The 18,049-nt window shown below is 64.3% G+C and carries 13 protein-coding genes and 1 pseudogene; 5 read left to right on the forward strand and 9 right to left on the reverse strand.

The genetic code is table 11. The features are described 5' to 3' along the window. From DKT77_RS16980 to DKT77_RS16990, 3 genes are read left to right on the forward strand one after another with little or no spacing between them, the layout of a single operon-like run. Positions 1-516, forward strand: coding sequence for a TRAP transporter small permease (locus DKT77_RS16980; RefSeq protein WP_109812866.1), 516 nt, complete (start codon positions 1-3; stop codon positions 514-516). Beyond that, complete coding sequence (locus tag DKT77_RS16985; protein WP_109812867.1) at positions 517-1,809, forward strand: TRAP transporter large permease; 1,293 nt, start codon at positions 517-519, stop codon at positions 1,807-1,809. It abuts the gene before it with no gap. Beyond that, positions 1,806-2,756, forward strand: a complete 951-nt coding sequence (locus tag DKT77_RS16990) for an SMP-30/gluconolactonase/LRE family protein (RefSeq protein WP_109812868.1) — start codon at positions 1,806-1,808, stop codon at positions 2,754-2,756. The genes DKT77_RS16985 and DKT77_RS16990 overlap by 4 nt, the downstream gene beginning before the upstream one ends. Here DKT77_RS16990 and DKT77_RS16995 read toward each other — a convergent pair. From DKT77_RS16995 to DKT77_RS17015, 5 genes and pseudogenes are all read right to left on the reverse strand, one after another. After that, positions 2,753-3,886 (reverse strand): annotated as a pseudogene (locus tag DKT77_RS16995) (alpha-hydroxy acid oxidase). The gene DKT77_RS16990 and the pseudogene DKT77_RS16995 overlap by 4 nt on opposite strands. Next, a complete protein-coding gene (locus tag DKT77_RS17000; protein WP_109812869.1) occupies positions 3,886-4,653 on the reverse strand; it encodes an amidohydrolase family protein in 768 nt (255 codons plus the stop codon). Before DKT77_RS17000 ends, DKT77_RS16995 begins: the two are co-directional and overlap by 1 nt. After that, positions 4,650-6,125: a tripartite tricarboxylate transporter permease gene (locus DKT77_RS17005; RefSeq protein WP_109812870.1), complete on the reverse strand. Its 1,476-nt coding sequence runs from the start codon at positions 6,123-6,125 to the stop codon at positions 4,650-4,652. Before DKT77_RS17005 ends, DKT77_RS17000 begins: the two co-directional genes overlap by 4 nt. 39 nt (positions 6,126-6,164) lie before the next feature. Next, positions 6,165-6,629: a tripartite tricarboxylate transporter TctB family protein gene (locus DKT77_RS17010; protein ID WP_109812871.1), complete on the reverse strand. Its 465-nt coding sequence runs from the start codon at positions 6,627-6,629 to the stop codon at positions 6,165-6,167. Then, positions 6,626-7,576, reverse strand: a complete 951-nt coding sequence (locus DKT77_RS17015; protein ID WP_109812872.1) for a Bug family tripartite tricarboxylate transporter substrate binding protein — start codon at positions 7,574-7,576, stop codon at positions 6,626-6,628. Before DKT77_RS17015 ends, DKT77_RS17010 begins: the two co-directional genes overlap by 4 nt. A gap of 764 nt (positions 7,577-8,340) precedes the next feature. On the opposite strand from DKT77_RS17015, the gene DKT77_RS17020 reads away from it, so the two are divergent. Further along, a complete protein-coding gene (locus DKT77_RS17020; protein WP_238547978.1) occupies positions 8,341-11,247 on the forward strand; it encodes a UvrD-helicase domain-containing protein in 2,907 nt (968 codons plus the stop codon). Between the two features lie 255 nt (positions 11,248-11,502). Here the strand turns inward: DKT77_RS17020 and gyrB are convergent, their stop codons facing one another. The 3 genes from gyrB to recF form a co-directional block, all read right to left on the reverse strand. Continuing rightward, positions 11,503-13,920, reverse strand: a complete 2,418-nt coding sequence (gyrB, locus tag DKT77_RS17025) for a DNA topoisomerase (ATP-hydrolyzing) subunit B (RefSeq protein ID WP_109812874.1) — start codon at positions 13,918-13,920, stop codon at positions 11,503-11,505. Positions 13,921-14,020: 100 nt separating this feature from the next. Continuing rightward, positions 14,021-14,641, reverse strand: coding sequence for a LysE family translocator (locus tag DKT77_RS17030; RefSeq protein WP_109812875.1), 621 nt, complete (start codon positions 14,639-14,641; stop codon positions 14,021-14,023). A gap of 99 nt (positions 14,642-14,740) precedes the next feature. Beyond that, positions 14,741-15,856, reverse strand: a complete 1,116-nt coding sequence (gene recF, locus DKT77_RS17035) for a DNA replication/repair protein RecF (protein WP_109812876.1) — start codon at positions 15,854-15,856, stop codon at positions 14,741-14,743. A 160-nt stretch (positions 15,857-16,016) separates the two neighbouring features. Between recF and DKT77_RS20735 the strand changes: the two genes are divergently transcribed. Then, positions 16,017-16,739, forward strand: a complete 723-nt coding sequence (locus tag DKT77_RS20735; RefSeq protein WP_146205029.1) for a hypothetical protein — start codon at positions 16,017-16,019, stop codon at positions 16,737-16,739. Between the two features lie 90 nt (positions 16,740-16,829). Here the strand turns inward: DKT77_RS20735 and dnaN are convergent, their stop codons facing one another. After that, entirely contained in the window at positions 16,830-17,951 is a 1,122-nt protein-coding gene (dnaN, locus tag DKT77_RS17040; RefSeq protein ID WP_109812877.1) for a DNA polymerase III subunit beta, read from the reverse strand. Positions 17,952-18,049: the final 98 nt, after the last annotated feature.

Below are 18,049 nucleotides of genomic sequence, written 5' to 3' on the forward strand. Positions count from 1 at the left end.
ATGCGTCCCGACATCACCACGGGGCCGGCATCGGCCGGCCCCCTTTTCGACGCGGTGGCGCGGGCGACCGCTGTGGCGACCGGCCTGATGCTTGTGGCGCTGGTCACCCTCGTCTGCCTCGAGGCGCTGCTGCGCGGGGGGTTCAACTATTCGCTGGGCTTCGCCGAGGAGCTGACCGGCTACGGCGTCGTCTTCCTGACCTTCTTCGGCGCGGCGCTGGCACTGCGCGGCCAGGCGATGTTCCAGGTGCATTTCCTGCTGGACGCCTGGCCCTTGGGCACGCGGCGCTGGCTGGTCCGCGCCTTCGTGCTGATCGCGCTGGTGATCTGCGTGATCCTGGCGTGGAAGACCAAGGATCTGACGCTGTCCTCCTTCTCGCGCGGCAAGTTCGCGCCCACCGTCCTGCGTACGCCTTTGTGGATTCCGCAGATCATGTTGCCGCTCGGCTTCTCCGTGCTGGCGTTTTTCCTGGTCGAACAGCTGTTGCTGAGCTTCCGCAAATCCGGGGACGATTGAATGGAAGCGATCCTCGCCTTCGGCCTGTTGATCGGCCTGATCCTGGGCGGCATGTGGGTGCAGTTCGCCGTCGCCGGCGCAGGCCTCACCTATATCTGGCTGCTCAAGGGTTTCGGCGGCTGGAAGGCGCTCGGCCTCGTCAGCTGGGGAGCCGCCAACAGCTTCACCCTCGCCGCCATTCCCCTCTTCGTCCTGATGGCCGAGATCTTGCTGGGTTCGGGCCTTTCGACGCGGCTCTACAACGGTGTCGCGCCCTTCATGCGGCGGCTGCCGGGCGGCCTTCTGCATACCAACATCGCGGGCAGCGGCATCTTCGCGGCGATCTCGGGCGGCTCGGCCCCCACCGCTGCCGCCATGTCGACCGTCGCCCTTCCCGAGCTTTCCGCGCGCGGCTACGACAGGCGCCTTGTCGCCGGATCGCTCGCCGCTGGCGGTACGCTGGGCATCCTGATCCCGCCCTCGATCACCATGATCATCTACGCCACCTTCACCGAGACCTCGATCGCGCGCCTCTTCGCCGCCGGTCTTGTGCCGGGCATCCTTCTCGCCTTGTGCTACATGGGCTTCATCATGGCCCGTGTTCTGGTGAATCCCGCGCTGGCACCAAGGAACGAGGTCAAGGCCAGTATCGGCGACCTGGGCCGGGCGCTCCTCGACATCGTGCCCTTCCTGATGCTGATCGTGATCGTGCTCGGCAGTATCTATGGCGGCTTCGCCACCCCGACCGAGGCTGGGGCCGTGGGCACCGTCGGCGCCATCCTGATCGCCGGGATCTACCGCAAGCTCAGCTGGCAGCTCCTGAAGGACGGGTTGTCCCGCACAGCCTCGATGAGCGGCAACATCCTCTTCATTGTTTTCACCTCGATGATTTTCGCCTACGCCACCGCGCTCTCGGGCATCGGCAAGGATCTCGTCGGCATGCTGGAAGAGGCGAATGTCTCGCGCCTGACCTTCCTGCTGATCATCATGGTCGTCTTCGCGATCCTCGGCTGTTTCATGGAAGGCCTCGGGATGATCGCGATCATCGTGCCGGTGATCTTCCCCGCCCTGCTGGTGCTGGACGTTGACCCGATCTGGTTCGGCGTTTTCGTGGTGATCCTGGTGGAACTGGGCCAGCTGACCCCGCCACTGGGCGTGATCCTCTTCGTTGTCGCCTCGTCTTCGGACGAGGTGAAGATCGAGGACGTGATCATCGGCACGTTGCCCTTCTTCATCATCATCGTGGCCTTCATGCTGCTTCTCATCGGAGTGCCGGACATCGCCCTGTTCCTGCCGGAGTTCACGTTCGGATGACGCCCACATATCCCTTCCCCGATCCGGTCGTCATCGACGCCGAGGTCTTCACCGAACTGCCCGCCGCGCTGCGCCGGACCGGCCAGCCGTCCTATTGGGCCGAGAAGAACCGGCGCGGTGCGCCTGCGGACAGTTTCCTCGAGGGGCCGTCGTTCGACACGGCGGGCAATCTTTGGTTCGTCGATATTCCGTTCGGGCGCGTCTTCCGCGCCGATCCGGCGGGGGCGATCACACAGATCGCCGAATACGACGGCCAGCCCAACGGGTTGAAGATCCACCGCGACGGGCGGATCCTGCTGGCGGATTACCAGAACGGGATCATGCTGCTCGACCCTGATACTGGTGGCGTGAGCAAGGCGCTCGGCGATGCTGATACCGAAAGCTTCAAGGGCTGCAACGACCTGCATTTCGGTCGCGACGGGGCGCTCTACTTCACCGATCAGGGACAGACCGGGTTGCAGGATCCCTCGGGGCGCGTCTGGAAATGGGTGCCAGAGACCGGGACGCTGACCTGCCTGATCGACAGGGTGCCCAGCCCAAACGGGCTTGTGCTGGACCTGGCCGAGCAGGTGCTCTTTCTCGCCGTGACCCGCGCGAACGCCGTCTGGCGGCTGCCAATGTCGCCTTCGGGGCGGGTCAACAAGGCGGGACTGTTCATCCAGTTGTCGGGCGGGCGCGCAGGACCGGACGGGCTGGCGCTGACTTCGAACGGTGGCGTCGTGGTCTGCCAGACCGGCATGGGGCTGGCCTGGGTTCACGACGAGCTGGGCCGACCGATCGCCGTGGTACGTTCGCCGCGCGGCCTTGGGACGACCAACTGCGCCTTCGGCGGGCCCGACGGGCGGACCCTGTTCATCACCGAGTCGGACAGTGGCAGCATCCTGAAAGCGGAGTTCCCGGAGCACTTGGGCATTGCTGGTGCACCGATTTTTTCCGGCGCGCTTTAGACCGGGTGCAGAAGTGTAGGGCCGATCTCGGACAGATCCCGCAGACCCAGCAGGCCGAGATTGCGGTGCACCTCGGTCTTCAGGATTTCGATGGCGGTTTCGACCATCGGCTGACCGCCAAGGGTCGCTGCATACAGGAACGGCCGCCCGACCAGCACCATGTCCGCACCCAGGGCCAGCGCCTTGATCACGTCCGTGCCGCGACGGATGCCGCCGTCGATCAGCAGCGCCATGTCGCCCGCCTGCGCCCGCGCCTCGGGCAAAACGCGCAGCGGCGACATGGCATGGTCCAGTTGCCGTCCGCCGTGGTTCGACAGGATCACAGCATCGCAGCCAACCACGCGCGCTTGCGCCACGTCGGCGGGGGCGATCACGCCCTTCAGCACCAGCTTTCCGGGCCAGCAGTCGCGTATCAGTGCAAGGTGGTCCCAGTTCAGGTGATCCTTGCGCCCGAAATCCCGCGCCACCTGTTTCGAGATGATCGGCGCACCGCGCGTGGCGAACGAGTTTTCGAAATGCGGCATGCCCTGCATCAAGGTCGGCAGGAATGTTCCCAGAACCCAGCGCGGCTTGATCGCGAAATCCCAGATCAACCGCGGCGTGATCCTGAGCGGCGTGGAGAACCCCGCGCGCTGGTTGTTTTCGCGGTTCGCCAGCACCGCAGTGTCCGCGGTCAGCACCAGCGTGCCGAAGCCCGCTTTCTCGACCCGGGCGACAAGGGCGCGGACACGGTCGTCTTCGCCGGGCAGGTAGGCCTGGAACCACGCAGATCCGTTGGCTTTCACAACGTCTTCCATCGGGGTCAGGGACGACCCGGACACCACGAAAGGAATGCCCGCGGCGCCCGCCGCGCGGGCCATCGCCACGTCCCCGTCGCGGGCCATCAGCGCCGAGAGGCCCATGGGCGCGATGCCGAACGGTGCAGTTTAATTCCGGCCCATCAGGGCGCGGGCGATGCTTCGGCCCTCGACGCCGCGCAGGACCTTGGGGATCAGCCGCCACCGGTCCAGCGCATCGCGGTTGTCCTGCCGCGCGGCGCCTGTTTCCGCCGCGCCCGAAACATAGCCGAACAGCGGGCGGGGCAGGCGGCGCCGTGCCAACGGCTCGAAATCGTCCAGCGTGAGCAGCATCAGAACCCGTAGAGCCGTTCGGGGTTGTTCCACATGCAGCGTTTGAAGGCATCGCTGCTCAACGCCGCGCGGCACAGATCCAGCATCGGCGGGATTTCCGGCACCGGCTCGGGGGTCATCACATGCGGCCAGTCGCTGCCCCAGATGATCTGGTTAGGGAAGGCCGCACCGATACGTTCGAAGAGCCCGACCAGGTCGGAGTAGCGCCCGATATCGGTGCTGATCCGGGTGGGAGAGAGCTTGACCCAGATCCGGTCCGTTTCCAGCAGGCGAAAGACGGCGTCGGGTGCGGTTGGATCGACATGGCCCACATGATCGAGGATCAGCCGCACGCCCGCGGGCAGGTCGGGCAACATCCCGGCGATCCGGTCAAAGCTGCGCGGCTCGGTATTCATCTCGATATGCCAGCCGACCTCGGCCACCCGGTCGGCAAGGTCCGGCAAGTGCCCAAGCGCGCTGTCGCCCAGCCTTGCGCGGTCCTGGATGCGCGTCGCGCGGACACCCGCGGCGTGCAGCGCGGGCAGGTCGGCGGCGCCGTCGATCACGGCAACACCGCGCAGGGCGATGGGGCCTTGCGCGCCCAGCACTTCGACCAGGCGACTGTTGTCCGTGCCATCGACCGAGGCCTGCACCACAACACCGCGGCGGACGCCCAACGGGGCTGCCTCCGCCATGTAATCGCGGATATCGCGGGCAGGCGGAAGGTAGGCGCCGGTCTGCGCTGCGCCGTCTCTGGCGAAGGAATGCAGATGGCAATCGGTAATCATGTCCGCGCCTTTCTCAGGCTCAGGGCCAGGCTGATCGCCAGCGACAGGCCGATAAGCGCCAGGAGGCCAACGGTGATCGGTGACCCGACGAAGATGCCATAACCGCCGCCCGAGGTCAGCAACGCCTGCCGCAGGCTCTGTTCGAACGGTGCGCCGAGGATCAGGCCGATAAGCAGCGGTGGTACGGGGAAATTGGCGCGGCGGAACAGGAAGCCCAGAACGCCCGCGCCCAGCATCACACAGACGTCGAAGAGGCTGTTGTTGACCGAGAATGCGCCGAAGATTGCGAGAATCGTAATCGCGGGCAGCAGGTGGCGCGGCTGGATGCGCGTGACGTGGATCGCGACGCGAAAAAACAGCAGGCCAAGGATCACCGTCGGGATGGACGACAGCAAGAGCGCTTCGAAGATGGCGTAGACTTCCAGGCCGTGGTCGCGAAACAGGAACGGCCCCGGCGCCAGCCCGTGCAGCATGAAGGCGCCGAGGATAACCGCCGTGACCGCATCGCCGGGGATACCCAGCGCCAGCGTCGGCACCAGCGCACCGCCCGTCACGGCATTGTTCGCGGCCTCGGGGGCGACGACGCCTTCGGGGGCGCCCTTGCCGAACCGGTCCGCATCGGCTGAGCGCGAGCGGGCGAGATTGTAGCTCATGAAGGCGGGAACGGTGGACCCGATCCCCGGCAGGATGCCGACAAACGTGCCAATGACCGAGGACAGGAGCAGCGTCACCCGCATCCGCCAAAGCTCGGCGAACCTGACGACCGAGCTTTTCAATGGCGGCACCTCGACATCGCCCACCAGCGGTTCGCGGTCGAAGGCCTGCAGCAACACCTCGGACATGGCAAAGAGGCCGATCAGCACGGGGATCAGCTGGAACCCGTTCTCGAAGGCGAAGGAGCCGAAGGTAAAGCGCGGCGTGCCGCTGATCGGATCGAGACCGACGATGCCTGCGCAGGCGCCCACCAGAACCATGATCAGGGCGTCGAGCTTCGATCCGCCGCCAAAAAGCACGATGACCAGCAGGGCGAACAGCATCAGCATCGCCATTTCCGCCGGTCCGAAATCCAGCGCGAAGCGCGCCAGCGGTTCGGCCAGGGCCATCAGCACGAGGCAGCTGAAGATGTTGCCAATGACGCTGGCATAAAGGGCAAAGCGCAGCGCCCGACCGCCTTCGCCGCGGCGCGCCATGGCAAAGCCGTCGATGGCCGTCGCCGCCGAGGAGGGCGTGCCAGGCACGTTCAGCAGCACCGCCGAGATCGACCCGCCGAAGATTGCGCCCTGGTAGACGCCGAGAAGCAGGATGATGGCCGGGATCGGCTCCATCGAGAAGGTGACTGGGATCAGCAGAGCGATCGCCATGGTCGGGCCAAGCCCGGGGATCGCGCCGATGATGATCCCCGAGACGATCCCGGTGATCGCCGCGACCAGCACCCAGAGGTTCAGAACTTCGAGAAAGGCATCGACAAGCACGGCTTGCGCTCCTTTGAGGTCTGGAATGGATCGGCAGGCTCAGGGCAAGGGGATGCTGAGGCCGTGCCGTCCGCAATAGGCCACGACGGCTGCCACGATCAGCGGCAGGCCCAGCAACAGGGGACGGCGTTCACCCAGAACCAAGGCCACGATGATCCCTGCCCCGGCGGCGCCTGCAAAGAAGCCGAACTGCGGCATGGCCCAGAGCGCCGCAGCGCCACTCGCGGCGACGGCCACAACACGACCGAGCCGGGCGGGGGTGCCAAGCGGGTAATCCTCGGCGCGCAGGCTCAGGACCAGGCGGAGCGCCACGACCGCCGCCAGCAGCCACAGGGCAACACGGGGAAAGCTGCGCGCGTCGGGTCCGGAGGCGCCGAAGCCGAACACCTCGATCTGTCTGTCGAGGCTGCAAAGCCCCCAGGCCGCCGCCGCCAGCAACAGTCCCGCGATCAGCGTCCGAAATCCGGGGCGGGCGAACCCGCCCCCCTGACCGTTGAAGCTCAATTGCCAAGCCCCTTGGCGATCTCGCGATAGGCGTTCAGGTTTTCCTCGATCGTCTTGGCCAATTCCTCACCCGGCATGATGCGCACCGGCTGGCTGAGATCGGTCATGAAGGTCCGGAAAGCGTCGGAAGAGGCGACCTCGGTGAAGGCGGCCTCCAACTTGGCGATGATCGCCGGGTCGGTGCCGTCGGGTGCCATGATGCCCACGATCGAGGGGAATTCCGCGGCGAGGCCTGCGTCCTTCAGCGTCGGGGCATCGGGGAAGTCCGGGTCGTTCGTTCCGTCGAGCACGCCCAGAAGGCGCAGCTGGCCGTCCTGCACGAGGTCGCGATAGGCCGGAACCAACGCCGCGTCCACGTGCCCCCCCAGCACCGCTGCCGTCGCTTTGGAGGCACCGTCGAAGGGCACGTGCTGCAACATTGCGCCGGTGTCCCTGGCAACCGATGCGAAGGCCAAGTGCGCGCCGCCCATCGCGCCCGCCGTGCCATAGGTCACCGCGCCGGATTTGGCGCCTTCGATCAGCGCGTCGAGCGTGTCGTAGGGGCTGTCCGCCGGAACCACGACGCCGTGGAACGGCCCGGAATAGTTCAGGATCGGAATGAAGTCTGACAGCGTGTCATAGCCTACATCGCGCAGCGCCGGGGTGACAAAGGATGGCGACGAGGTTGTCGCGATCAGTGTGTAGCCATCGGGTGCGGCCGATGCGACGGCGCGCATCGCATTGGTACCGCTGGCGCCCGGCTGGTTTTCCACGACGATGGGTTGGCCGAGGATTTCTTCGGCCATCGTCGCGATCTGGCGCGCGGAGATATCGGTGGTGCCACCCGCCCCATAGGGTACGACGAGGGTGATCGGACGGGTCGGGTAATCCTGCTGCGCGAAGGCGGCAAGCGGCGTGATCACCATCCCGGCCAAAAGGGCCAGGCTCGAACGGCGTGTGTATCTCATGGTATCCTCCCAAGGGTCGAAAGTGCTAACCGATGACCGCGGCGGTTGCCTGCAATACCTTGGCCATCGGTGGAGCAATGCGCGACCAGATGTCCGGCCTCCCGCCGGATACCCGATCCTTACATTTATGATTTCTTACTAAAAGCGCGAAAAATTTAAGCTTAAGGATAGATTTTCTTTATCTGCGGCTGGGCCCATGTCAGCTGGCGGTGGCTCCAATCTGCCCTGCCTATGCCTCTACCACCTGTCGGCAAGTGTCGAATTTGCTTAGGTAAGGCTCACACCGCCGCCGACCGTGGACAGCCTGGGACGGAGTTGAACCAAGCGTTCCGAAGTTCGAATTAGGCTCCAAGGTTGCGCTGCCCAGAAATGCTGAAAGCGATCAAGCTTTCATCAGACGTCGATGACGGCACATCACCGGACCACAAGGTGAGAAGAAAGGATCGCAAGTTCTGTAAAGCGCGGTTGCCTGCGCGAACCCACCGTTCGTTCGATGTGCTCCCAACGGCCCCTCTCCCGCCCTCCGTGTTGACGAGGCAGGTGCCGACCCGTGCTCCTCACTGAAAGCCCGTTTATTGAGGGCGGACACAGTGTCTTCGCGCTTTCGGCGAAGGTCGGCTTTCCGCCGTTAGCTGCGTGCCTCTGGCAGCCGCATCGTTCAATTAACACTAAAGCGGCGCGGATTCGCGCCTGAAATACGTCCCACATGGTCCCCGCTGCCCGATATCTGCTACAATTCCGGAAAGACTGGTAGTTTGCTGCTCATGAACCTCGCCTCAAAATCCTTCCTGGGGTTCCTGATTGACCCTCTCGGCCGACATCCAAGATCCCTCTCCCTGCAAGAAAAGGGTATTTCAGCACGCGGAGCTGGTTCGCCTTGGATAGGGCTTGAAGCTATCGCGACGCGCCCATCGGTGAGGAAGGGCCTTCTTTCGTCGTCGCTATCGCTCGATCTTGGCGGGAGCCGAAACCTGAGCTTGCCAGCGGTGGAGCAATCTGCGGCCAGAACCTTCGCAGAGGCGGTTACGACCGCCTGGACGAGTTTCAATCGGGCGGAGCTGGAGAAGGAGGACGCCGCGGTCCGGCGCATCCTGCATTCTCTCGATGTGCTCAAGGTGCCGGATGTTTATCCTGCCGCATGCCACGTAGCACCGCTGGCGCGCGACGCTGCCGATCTGAACAGCCGCGTGCTTTCCAAGCTGAACGCCGAGGCCGTTGGCAACGAGCTGATGTCCCGGATCGCCCCGATCGTGGCCTTCGCTGCCGATCCGAACACCGTCCGGAACGCGGCTATCGAGGCGTTCGTGGAAGGTCAGCTGCTTAGGTGGAAGGACTTCTTCGACACGGTCGAATCCATGCCGCTGACACCGGAGCAGCGCCTTTCGGTTGTCGTCGACGAGGACGCAACGCTGGTTCTGGCCGGCGCGGGCTCCGGCAAGACCAGCGTCATCACCGCCAAGGCTGCATACCTGGTGAAGGCCGAGATACGGAAGCCAAGCGAGCTCCTGCTCCTGGCCTTCGCCAAAGATGCTGCAACCGAGATGTCCGAGCGTATCGAGGCGCGGTGCGGGGTCCCCGTGGCGGCCCGCACCTTCCACGCATTGGCCTACGAGATCATCGGCCAAGTTGAGGGGGAGAAGCCCCCCTTGGCGCCCACCGCGACGGACGACAAGGCCTTCCTATCCCTCATGAAGGAGATCCTTCGGCACATCGTGGTGACCGCCAGTGGCATCGCACAAACCGTGATCGGATGGTTTGCCGGTTTCTTCGACGACTTCCCGACAGAGTGGGACTTCAAGACCAAGCACGAATGGTATGCGCAGGTAGAAAGCCGCAACCTGCGGACGCTGCAAGGCGAGACGGTGAAGAGCTTCGAGGAGCTTCTGATCGCCAACTGGCTGTTCCGAAACGGCATCGCCTACGAATACGAGCCGAGCTACGAGCACAAGCTCCAGAAGACCGGGCGCCGCGTCTACACGCCCGATTTCCGGCTGACAGAAAGCGGCGTCTACATCGAGCATTTCGGCGTTCGCAAAAAACGCGGCAGGGACGGCAAGGAGGAGTTGATCACAGCGCCTTATGTCGACCGCGACGAATACCTCGAGGGCATGGATTGGAAGCGGCAGGTCCATGCCCAGCACGAGACGGTTTTGGTTGAGACCTACAGCTGGGAGCGTGAAGAAGGCCATCTGCTCAACGCTCTCGCCGAAAAGCTCGAGCCCCACGTCACGCTGCGGCCGATCCCGGACATCGAAATCTACGATCGCGTCGCTGAGGTCGGTGTGGTGGACAGCTTTACCTCGCTGATGGGCACCTTCCTGCGTCACTTCAAGAACGGCGGCTACCGGGTCGAGGACTGTTTGGACAAGGCGCAGACGCTGAAGATGGGCAAGCGAGCGGAGGCCTTTCTCAAGATCTTCGGAGCCGTGTTCCGGGAGTATCAGGCGCGCCTGGGCGACCGAATTGACTTCGAAGACATGGTGAACCGCGCCACGGCCCTCGTCGAAAGCGGGCGCTATCAGAGCCCGTTCCGACATATCCTCGTCGACGAGTTCCAGGATATCTCTACCGGTCGGGCGAAGCTGATCCAGGCCCTCAAGCGCCAGCATTCCGATGCCAAGGTGTTTGCCGTAGGCGACGACTGGCAGTCGATCTACCGCTTTGCCGGGTCGGACATACACATCATGCGCAACTTCGGCGCGGAATTCGGGGGCACCATTGCAGAGGCCACTGGCGTCCATCGCACCGTCGACCTCGGCCGGACCTTCCGATCCGTCGACAAGATCGCCCTGGCGGCCCGTCGCTTCGTTCTGCGCAACCCGGCACAGATCACCAAGACGGTGATCCCGGCAGGCGAGACGGATGAACCGTCGATCAGGATCGCCTGGACGCGCCGCGACACCGGAGAGACGGTTTTGAACGACGCCGTGTCTGCTCTGGCCGCCACAGAAGGGAAGGGTGGCGGAAAACCGTCAATCCTGATCCTCGGTCGATATCGGTTCCTGAGGCCCGATGTCGGGCGGCTTCAGCGCCAGAACCCCGGGGCGACGATCACCTTCAAGACCATTCACGCATCGAAGGGCCTGGAGGCCGATCACGTCATCATCCTTGGCGTCGACAACGCGAAGATGGGCTTCCCGTCAATGATCGTCGACGATCCACTGCTCAGCCTGGTATCGCCCGAGGCTGAGCCTTATCCGAATGCCGAAGAGCGGCGCGTCATGTATGTCGCCGTGACCCGGGCCCGGCGGACCGTGACCATCCTTGCATCCGAAGCACGCCCCTCCGTCTTCGTCGAAGAGTTGATGAATGAGCCGGAATTCGGCGTGGTCGTGCCCCCTGAGGCCCAGAAGCATACGCACACCTGCCCGGGGTGCGGTGGACGGTTGCTTCACATGCCTGGCAGCGACGGTCGCGACTGGTATAGATGCGAGCATGTGAAGCTGTGCGGCAGCCGCATGCCGGCTTGCCCGGCCTGCGGTGTCGGCCTTCCGGTCCGTTCCCGAACAAGTGGAGATCTGGTTTGCGGTGATTGCGGCGAGAGCCAGCGGGCCTGCCCCAGCTGCGAAGCTGGCTGGCTTGTCGAACGGCGCGGCCGATATGGAGCATTTCTCGGCTGTGTCCGCTTCCCTGATTGTGATGGCAAAGCCAAGCTAAGGCAGATCGCGTGACATCCAGAAAGTGCGCGCGGTCCGGCCCGCCAGCGGATCATTGATGGGCAATGGGCATTGCAACGCTGGACAACGATTGAGAGGGGGACCGACGTGGTGGTCCAACGGAAGTACGAATCGAATATCGCCCAATCCCCCCGCCATTACGGCTTCTCCGCTAAGCCTTTGAGAAAAATGAACTTTTCTCATTTTCGGGCGCCCGTGACGCGAAAAAATATGCGCGCCACGAAAAAATGTCTGCTTCCCTACACGAGACTAGAAATCGAGGTTCGCCACGCTCAGCGCGTTCGACTGGATGAACTCGCGTCGCGGCTCGACTACGTCGCCCATCAGCTTGGTGAAGATGTCGTCGGCCTCGGCCACATCATCGATCTTCACCTGCAGCAGGGTGCGGGCCTCCGGGTCCAGCGTTGTTTCCCAAAGCTGATCGGGGTTCATTTCGCCCAGACCCTTGTAGCGTTGCAACGTCAGGCCTTTCTCGCCCTCCTTCAGGACGGCTTCCAGAAGGTCGAGGGGGCCGTAGACCGGCAGGCCCTTGTCGCGCCGCAGCAAGGTCGCGGGCTGGGTATAGAGATCCTGAAGCGCCTTGGTCATGCTGCCCAGTCGCCGCGCCTCTCCGCCGCGCAGGATCGGCCCGTCAAGCACGCGCACCTCGTCCACGCCGCGCACGGCACGCATCACGCGGATGCCCTTGTCCTGCGTCGGGCGCCCCTGCCAACCGCGTTCGTACTCGGCCGAGATCAGGTCCAGACGCTTCGCGACTGCATTCGCGGTGCCTTGCAGGTCATTGTCGATCTGCCCTGGCTCGAAGGCGCCGGCGATCGCGGCCTGTTCAAGAATGCGGGTTGCATAATGCGTCGGGAAATTGTCCAGCGCGCGCCGCACGATGCGGGCCTCCTCGACCACGCGTCGAAGATCCTGGCCGACAATCTCTTCGCCGCTACCAAGGCGCAGGGTCGCGCCGTCGATGCCCATCTCGATCAGGTAGTCGTCCAGCGCGGGCTGGTCCTTCAGGTATACCTCGGACTTGCCGCGTGCGACCTTGAAGAGCGGCGGCTGCGCGATGTAGAGGAACCCGCCCTCGATGATTTGCGGCATCTGGCGGAAAAAGAACGTCAGCAGCAGCGTGCGGATATGGGCGCCGTCCACGTCGGCATCCGTCATGATGATGATCTTGTGGTAGCGTAGCTTGGCGATGTCGAATTCGTCGCGTCCGATGCCGGTGCCGAGTGCGGTGATCAGCGTCCCGATCTCCTGGCTGCCCAGCATCCGGTCGAAGCGGGCCCGTTCCACGTTCAGGATCTTGCCGCGCAGGGGCAGAACGGCCTGGTTGGCGCGGGCACGGCCCTGCTTGGCGGAACCGCCGGCGCTGTCGCCCTCCACCAGGAACAACTCGCGGCTTTCGGGGTCGCGCGCTTGGCAATCAGCCAGTTTGCCCGGCAGGGACGCGATGTCGAGCGCGGATTTCTTACGCGTCAGTTCGCGGGCGCGGCGCGCGGCCTCGCGGGCCAGTGCGGCTTCCATGATCTTGGTGATGACCGCCCGCGCGTCGTTCGGGTTTTCCTCGAACCACTCAGCCAGCTTTTCGTTCAGCAGCCCCTCGACCGCAGGCCGCACCTCGGAGCTGACCAGCTTGTCCTTGGTCTGGCTGGAGAATTTCGGGTCGGGAACCTTCACCGAGAGAACGCAGGTCAGCCCCTCGCGGGCATCGTCGCCGGTGAAGGTGACCTTTTCCTTGCGCGCGATCCCGGATTGGCCGGCATAGATGTTCAGCGTCCGGGTCAGGGCGCCACGGAAACCGGCCAGGTGGGTGCCGCCGTCGCGCTGCGGGATGTTGTTGGTGAAGGGCAGCACCATTTCGTTGTAGCTGTCGTTCCACCACATCGCGACCTCGACGGTGATGCCGTCCCGGTCGCCGGTGATGAAGATCGGCTCCGACATCATCGGCGTCTTGGACCGATCGAGGTAACGCACGAACTCCTTCACGCCGCCTTCGTAGAACAACTCCGATCGCTGGGTTTCGGCGCCGCGTTCGTCCTTCAGGATGATACGTACCCCGGAGTTGAGGAAGGCCAGTTCGCGCAGGCGGTTTTCAAGCGTCTTGAAGCTGTATTCGGTGTTTGTGAACGTGCTGGTCGACGCGAGGAAACGTACCTCCGTTCCGGTGCGGCCGGGCGTGTCGCCGACGACGCGGAGGTGTTCGACCGTCTCGCCGCGTTCGAAGCGGGCGTAATGCTCCTTGCCGTCGCGCCAGATCCGCAGGTCCAGCCAGTCGGACAGAGCGTTCACGACCGACACGCCCACGCCATGCAATCCCCCGGAAACCTTGTAGGAATTCTGGTCGAACTTGCCGCCGGCATGGAGCTGGGTCATGATGACCTCGGCTGCGGACACGCCTTCGCCCTCGTGGATGCCGACGGGAATGCCGCGCCCGTTGTCACTGACCGAGACCGAGTTGTCGTCGTGAATCGTGACGGTTACCGCGTCGGCATGGCCGGCCAGCGCCTCGTCGATGCCGTTGTCCACGACCTCGTAGACCATGTGATGCAGGCCGGACCCGTCATCGGTGTCGCCGATATACATGCCGGGCCGTTTGCGGACAGCCTCCAGCCCCTTGAGAACCTTGATGGAATCGGCGCCATATTCTTCAGGTGCCGTGATCGGATCGGCCATTCGTCATGCCCTTCATTTTTATGACATTTTATATCGGGGGCGGTGGGGAATGTCACGGGCCGCGCAGGTAAAATCGCACCTGTCCGGGCCGGGCATCCGTTCACGTGAATGGGATGATGCAGCCGACCACGATCAGCATCGCCCCGGCGGTCAGGTTCATCCGCCGGAGCGCCGCCGGGCTGGTCAGCACGCGGCGCGCGCGGTCGATCAGAAGAGCGAAAAAAAGGTTTCCGATCAGAGGGATGGCGATGGAAAGCGCGACGATCGCGGCGATGTCGGGCGCGGTGACGCGGCTCAGGTCGAAAAAGCCGGGCAGCACGCCCATGTAGAACAGGATCGCCTTGGGGTTCCCGAGGATCACGGCGACGCCCGCCACGAAGCCCGCCGCCTTGCCGGGCCGTGTCAGGCGGCTGTCGGCGCCGATCCGGCGGTCGGCGTTGCGGATCAGCGCGATGCCCATCCACAGGAAGACCGCGACCGCGACGAGCCGCATAATGGTCATGAAATCAGCGTATTGGGTGACGACCCACGACACGCCGAGAATGGCGAGAAAGGGCCAGATCGCGTCGCCCACGACGACGCCGAGGGCCAGTGGCCAGGCCGCCTGGAAGCCCCCCGCGAGGGTGCGGGCGGACAGCGCCAGCCAGACCGGACCGGGGGTCAGGAACAGCACGAAAAGCGCTGCGGCATAAAGGGCCAGGTCGGTTACGGCGAGGGTCATGGGGCGGTTTAGGACGCGCTGCAAGCGGCTGCAAGCGGGCGTATGAAACGCATATGATTTGCATATGACTCCCATATGACTCCGTTCGAAGCCAGACGGTTAGCCGTTCGCGGGGTGAACCCGGCTTTCGCCCCCGTCCTCGGTCACCGAAAGGTGCTGCGCGCGGGGGCCGAGATCGGTGAACAGCTCGGGCCCGGTGCCGGTCAGCCAGGCCTGCGTGCCGAGCGCGCAGATCTCGTCGTAAAGGGCGGCGCGGCGGGCGGCGTCGAGATGGGCCGCGACTTCGTCCAGCAGCAGGATCGGCGCGGCGCCGGTGTCATCGCGCAGCGCGCGGGCATTGGCCAGCACAAGCGAGATCAGCATCGCCTTCTGTTCACCGGTGGAGCATTGCGCGGCCGCCACGCCCTTGGCGGTGTAGGTCGCGGCGAGGTCCGTGCGGTGCGGCCCGAGGCGGGTGCGGCCCGCCCGATAATCGCCCCGGCGGGCGTCTGCGAAGGCGCGGCGCAGTGCTTCGGCCCCGTCAGGCAGCGGCGCGGCGCCGTCCTCCGGGTCGATCAGGCAGAGCGCGGCGGCGGGAAAGGCGGTCTGCGCCCCGTGCTGCGCGGAGGCGATCCGGTCCAGCGCGGCGCGGCGGGCGCGGGTGATGTCGGCGCCGGTTTCCGCCATGCGGGCCTCGAGCGCGTCGAACCAGCGGGCGTCCTGCACCTGGTCCTTGAGCAGGCGGTTTCGTTCGCGCATCGCCTTGTCATAGGCCAGCGCGGCATCGGCGTGATCGGGGAAAAAGCTGAGCGTGATGCGGTCGAGGAAGCGGCGCCGCCCCTCGGCCCCTTCGATCCAGAGCCGGTCCATCGCCGGGGTCAGCCAGAGCACGCGGGCGAGCCGGGCAAGCGCGGTCTGCGGCGCGGGCTTGTCGTCGATCTTCGTGGCGCGCGGGCTGCCGGGTTCGGCGCGGGTGTCGATCTGGTGCCGCCCGTCCGGCCCGTTCAGGTCGGCGGCGACGCGCCAGCCGATGGCATCGGGACGGCGGGCGAGATCGGCGGCGGCGGCCCGGCGCAGGCCACGACCGGGGGAGAGGAGCGAGACAGCTTCGATCAGGTTGGTCTTGCCCGCGCCGTTGGGACCGAAGATCGCGACCGGCCGCCCGTCAAGGTCCAGCGCCGCGCGGCGGTGGGACCGGAAATGCGAGAGAGCAAGGTGCGTGACGGCGAGGCGCATGGACGCCGGGTTAGCGTGGGCGCGGGGTGGTGGCTAGGGCAGGAATTGATGAAGATGTTGCTTGTTGTGGTCGGCGCGTGCGATCCAGAGTTGGAAGAGCAATGACCAATTCGAGCGGATTATGGACCTTTTCTAGACCTTCAATCTTTCAGGATGGAAAATGCCTAAATATACTATTCGACACGATAAGATCGAAACAAGGAGCCTATTGCTTGGGGATGGGAAGCTAGCTCTTGGAGTGACTATCGGAAGCTTGGCTGTGGTCCTCTTCTATGTCGCACATGAGTTTTTTTGGGGCGTGCAGGAGGCATCAGAATATTTGTCAATCGCACCCTTGATAATTTCCCTACTCGTCGCGATGGGATCAACCTATTTTGCAGCAAATGCTTTGCTTGAGCAACGAAGAGCGCGAGAAGCGGGGACTGACCCCGTGCTTATTGCCCACTTTGGTCAAAGGGCGGACGCTCGTGAGCTGATTACATTCAATTTGTCTAATGTTGGGGCGGGCGCAGCATTAAATGTTCAACTTGATGTTGAACGTCCAGCCGAGGATGCCGATGACTGGGAGAAAAGAAATTTTCTGCAAAATATTTTTAAACCCCGACAGCCTTTTTCCGTTATTCTTCAAGGCAGTTCAATAGAGTTTAGTCTTGCCCTTGGGTGGCATCTTCTGGGGCAAGAAGCAGGCGCATCCTCTGGCAATCACTTGCCACTCAAGCCCTTGCCTCCATTTAAGGCCAAGTTGTCATATGAAGACTTGGCCGGGGGGAAATATGACGCCGAGTTTACTCTGGATGTAAGCGAGTTGCAGGGCCTCGGCGCAAACAAATCCCCACAAATGAGAATGGTTGCAGCGCTTGAGACGCTTGCTAAAAAGAGGTAGATCACCGGCGCGTGTTCTAGCTTTTCACAGTTCGGGTTGTTGGAAAAGCACAAGTCCCGCAGGCCAAGCTCGCACCAACTCCACCACCCCTCACACCCGCATCGGCATGACCACATACACCGCGCTGTCGTCGTCGCCTTCGCGCATCAGCGTCGGGTCGCCCGAGGCGTTGAAGAGGAAGGTGGCGTTCTCGCGGTCCACCTGGCCCGCGATCTCCAGCAGGTATTTCGCGTTGAAGCCGATCTCCAGCGGTTCGTCGGCATAGGCGACGGCGAGTTCCTCTTCGGCGGCGCCGGCATCGGGCGCGGTGACCGAGAGGATCAGCCGGTCTTCGTCGAGCGACATCTTCACCGCGCGCGAGCGTTCGGAGGAGACGGTCGCCACGCGGTCCACCGCGCGGGCGAAATCGGCGGCGTCCACTTCGAGCTTGCGTGTGTTCGCCGTCGGGATGACGCGCGTGTAGTCGGGGAAGGTGCCGTCGATCACCTTGGAGGTCAGGGTCAGTCCCGGCGTGGCGAAGCGCACCTTGGTTTCGGAGACCGAGACGGCGATGTCGGCCTCGTCATCGTCGAGCAGCTTGCGCAGCTCGCCCACCGTCTTGCGGGGCACGATCACGCCGGGCATCCCCTCGGCGCCCGCGGGCAGCGGCGCGTCGATGCGCGCCAGCCGGTGCCCGTCGGTCGCCACGCAGCGCAGCACCAGATCGCCCGCGCCCGCATCGGCGACGTGCATGTAGACGCCGTTGAGGTAATAGCGCGTTTCCTCGGTCGAGATGGCGAATTTCGACTTGTCGAACAGGCGGCGCAGCACGCCGGCGGCGGCGGTGAAGTTGGCGGAGTATTCCGCGCTGGCCATGACGGGAAAGTCTTCCTTCGGCAGCGTCGCCAGCTTGAACTTGGCGCGTCCGGCGGCGACATGCAGCAGCCCCGCCGCGCTGTCTGCGGTCAGTTCGACAAGCGCGCCGTCGGGCAGCTTGCGCACGATTTCGTGGAATGTGACGGCCGAGACGGTGGTGGAGCCGGCCTGATGGACCTGCGCGGGCGCGTTGTCCACCACTTCGATGTCGAGATCGGTGGCGCGGAAGCGGACTTCGTTGCCCTCGGCCTCGACCAGAACGTTGGCGAGGATCGGGATGGTGTTGCGCCGCTCCACAACCGACTGGGCCTGTGACACGGCCTTGAGCAGTGTGCCGCGTTCGATACTCAGTTTCATGCCGCCGATCCTTTAGACAGAAGGGACTGTGACGCTAGCGGATTTCTGCCGGCGCACAAGCCCTTGCGGCGGCCTTTTTCGCCTGATTTTCACGGCGA

The sequence above is a fragment of the Meridianimarinicoccus roseus genome, assembly GCF_003172915.1.
Taxonomy (GTDB): domain Bacteria; phylum Pseudomonadota; class Alphaproteobacteria; order Rhodobacterales; family Rhodobacteraceae; genus Meridianimarinicoccus; species Meridianimarinicoccus roseus.

What these genes read in the sequence shown, in the direction of transcription:
- DKT77_RS16980 (WP_109812866.1), top strand. Translation starts at nt 1, where the DNA reads ATGCGTCCCGACATCACCACGGGGCCGGCATCGGCCGGCCCCCTTTTC.
- DKT77_RS16985 (WP_109812867.1), top strand. Translation starts at nt 517, where the DNA reads ATGGAAGCGATCCTCGCCTTCGGCCTGTTGATCGGCCTGATCCTGGGC.
- DKT77_RS16990 (WP_109812868.1), top strand. Translation starts at nt 1,806, where the DNA reads ATGACGCCCACATATCCCTTCCCCGATCCGGTCGTCATCGACGCCGAG.
- DKT77_RS17000 (WP_109812869.1), bottom strand. Translation starts at nt 4,653, where the DNA reads ATGATTACCGATTGCCATCTGCATTCCTTCGCCAGAGACGGCGCAGCG.
- DKT77_RS17015 (WP_109812872.1), bottom strand. Translation starts at nt 7,576, where the DNA reads ATGAGATACACACGCCGTTCGAGCCTGGCCCTTTTGGCCGGGATGGTG.
- DKT77_RS17020 (WP_238547978.1), top strand. Translation starts at nt 8,341, where the DNA reads ATGAACCTCGCCTCAAAATCCTTCCTGGGGTTCCTGATTGACCCTCTC.
- gyrB (WP_109812874.1), bottom strand. Translation starts at nt 13,920, where the DNA reads ATGGCCGATCCGATCACGGCACCTGAAGAATATGGCGCCGATTCCATC.
- DKT77_RS17030 (WP_109812875.1), bottom strand. Translation starts at nt 14,641, where the DNA reads ATGACCCTCGCCGTAACCGACCTGGCCCTTTATGCCGCAGCGCTTTTC.
- recF (WP_109812876.1), bottom strand. Translation starts at nt 15,856, where the DNA reads ATGCGCCTCGCCGTCACGCACCTTGCTCTCTCGCATTTCCGGTCCCAC.
- DKT77_RS20735 (WP_146205029.1), top strand. Translation starts at nt 16,017, where the DNA reads ATGCCTAAATATACTATTCGACACGATAAGATCGAAACAAGGAGCCTA.
- dnaN (WP_109812877.1), bottom strand. Translation starts at nt 17,951, where the DNA reads ATGAAACTGAGTATCGAACGCGGCACACTGCTCAAGGCCGTGTCACAG.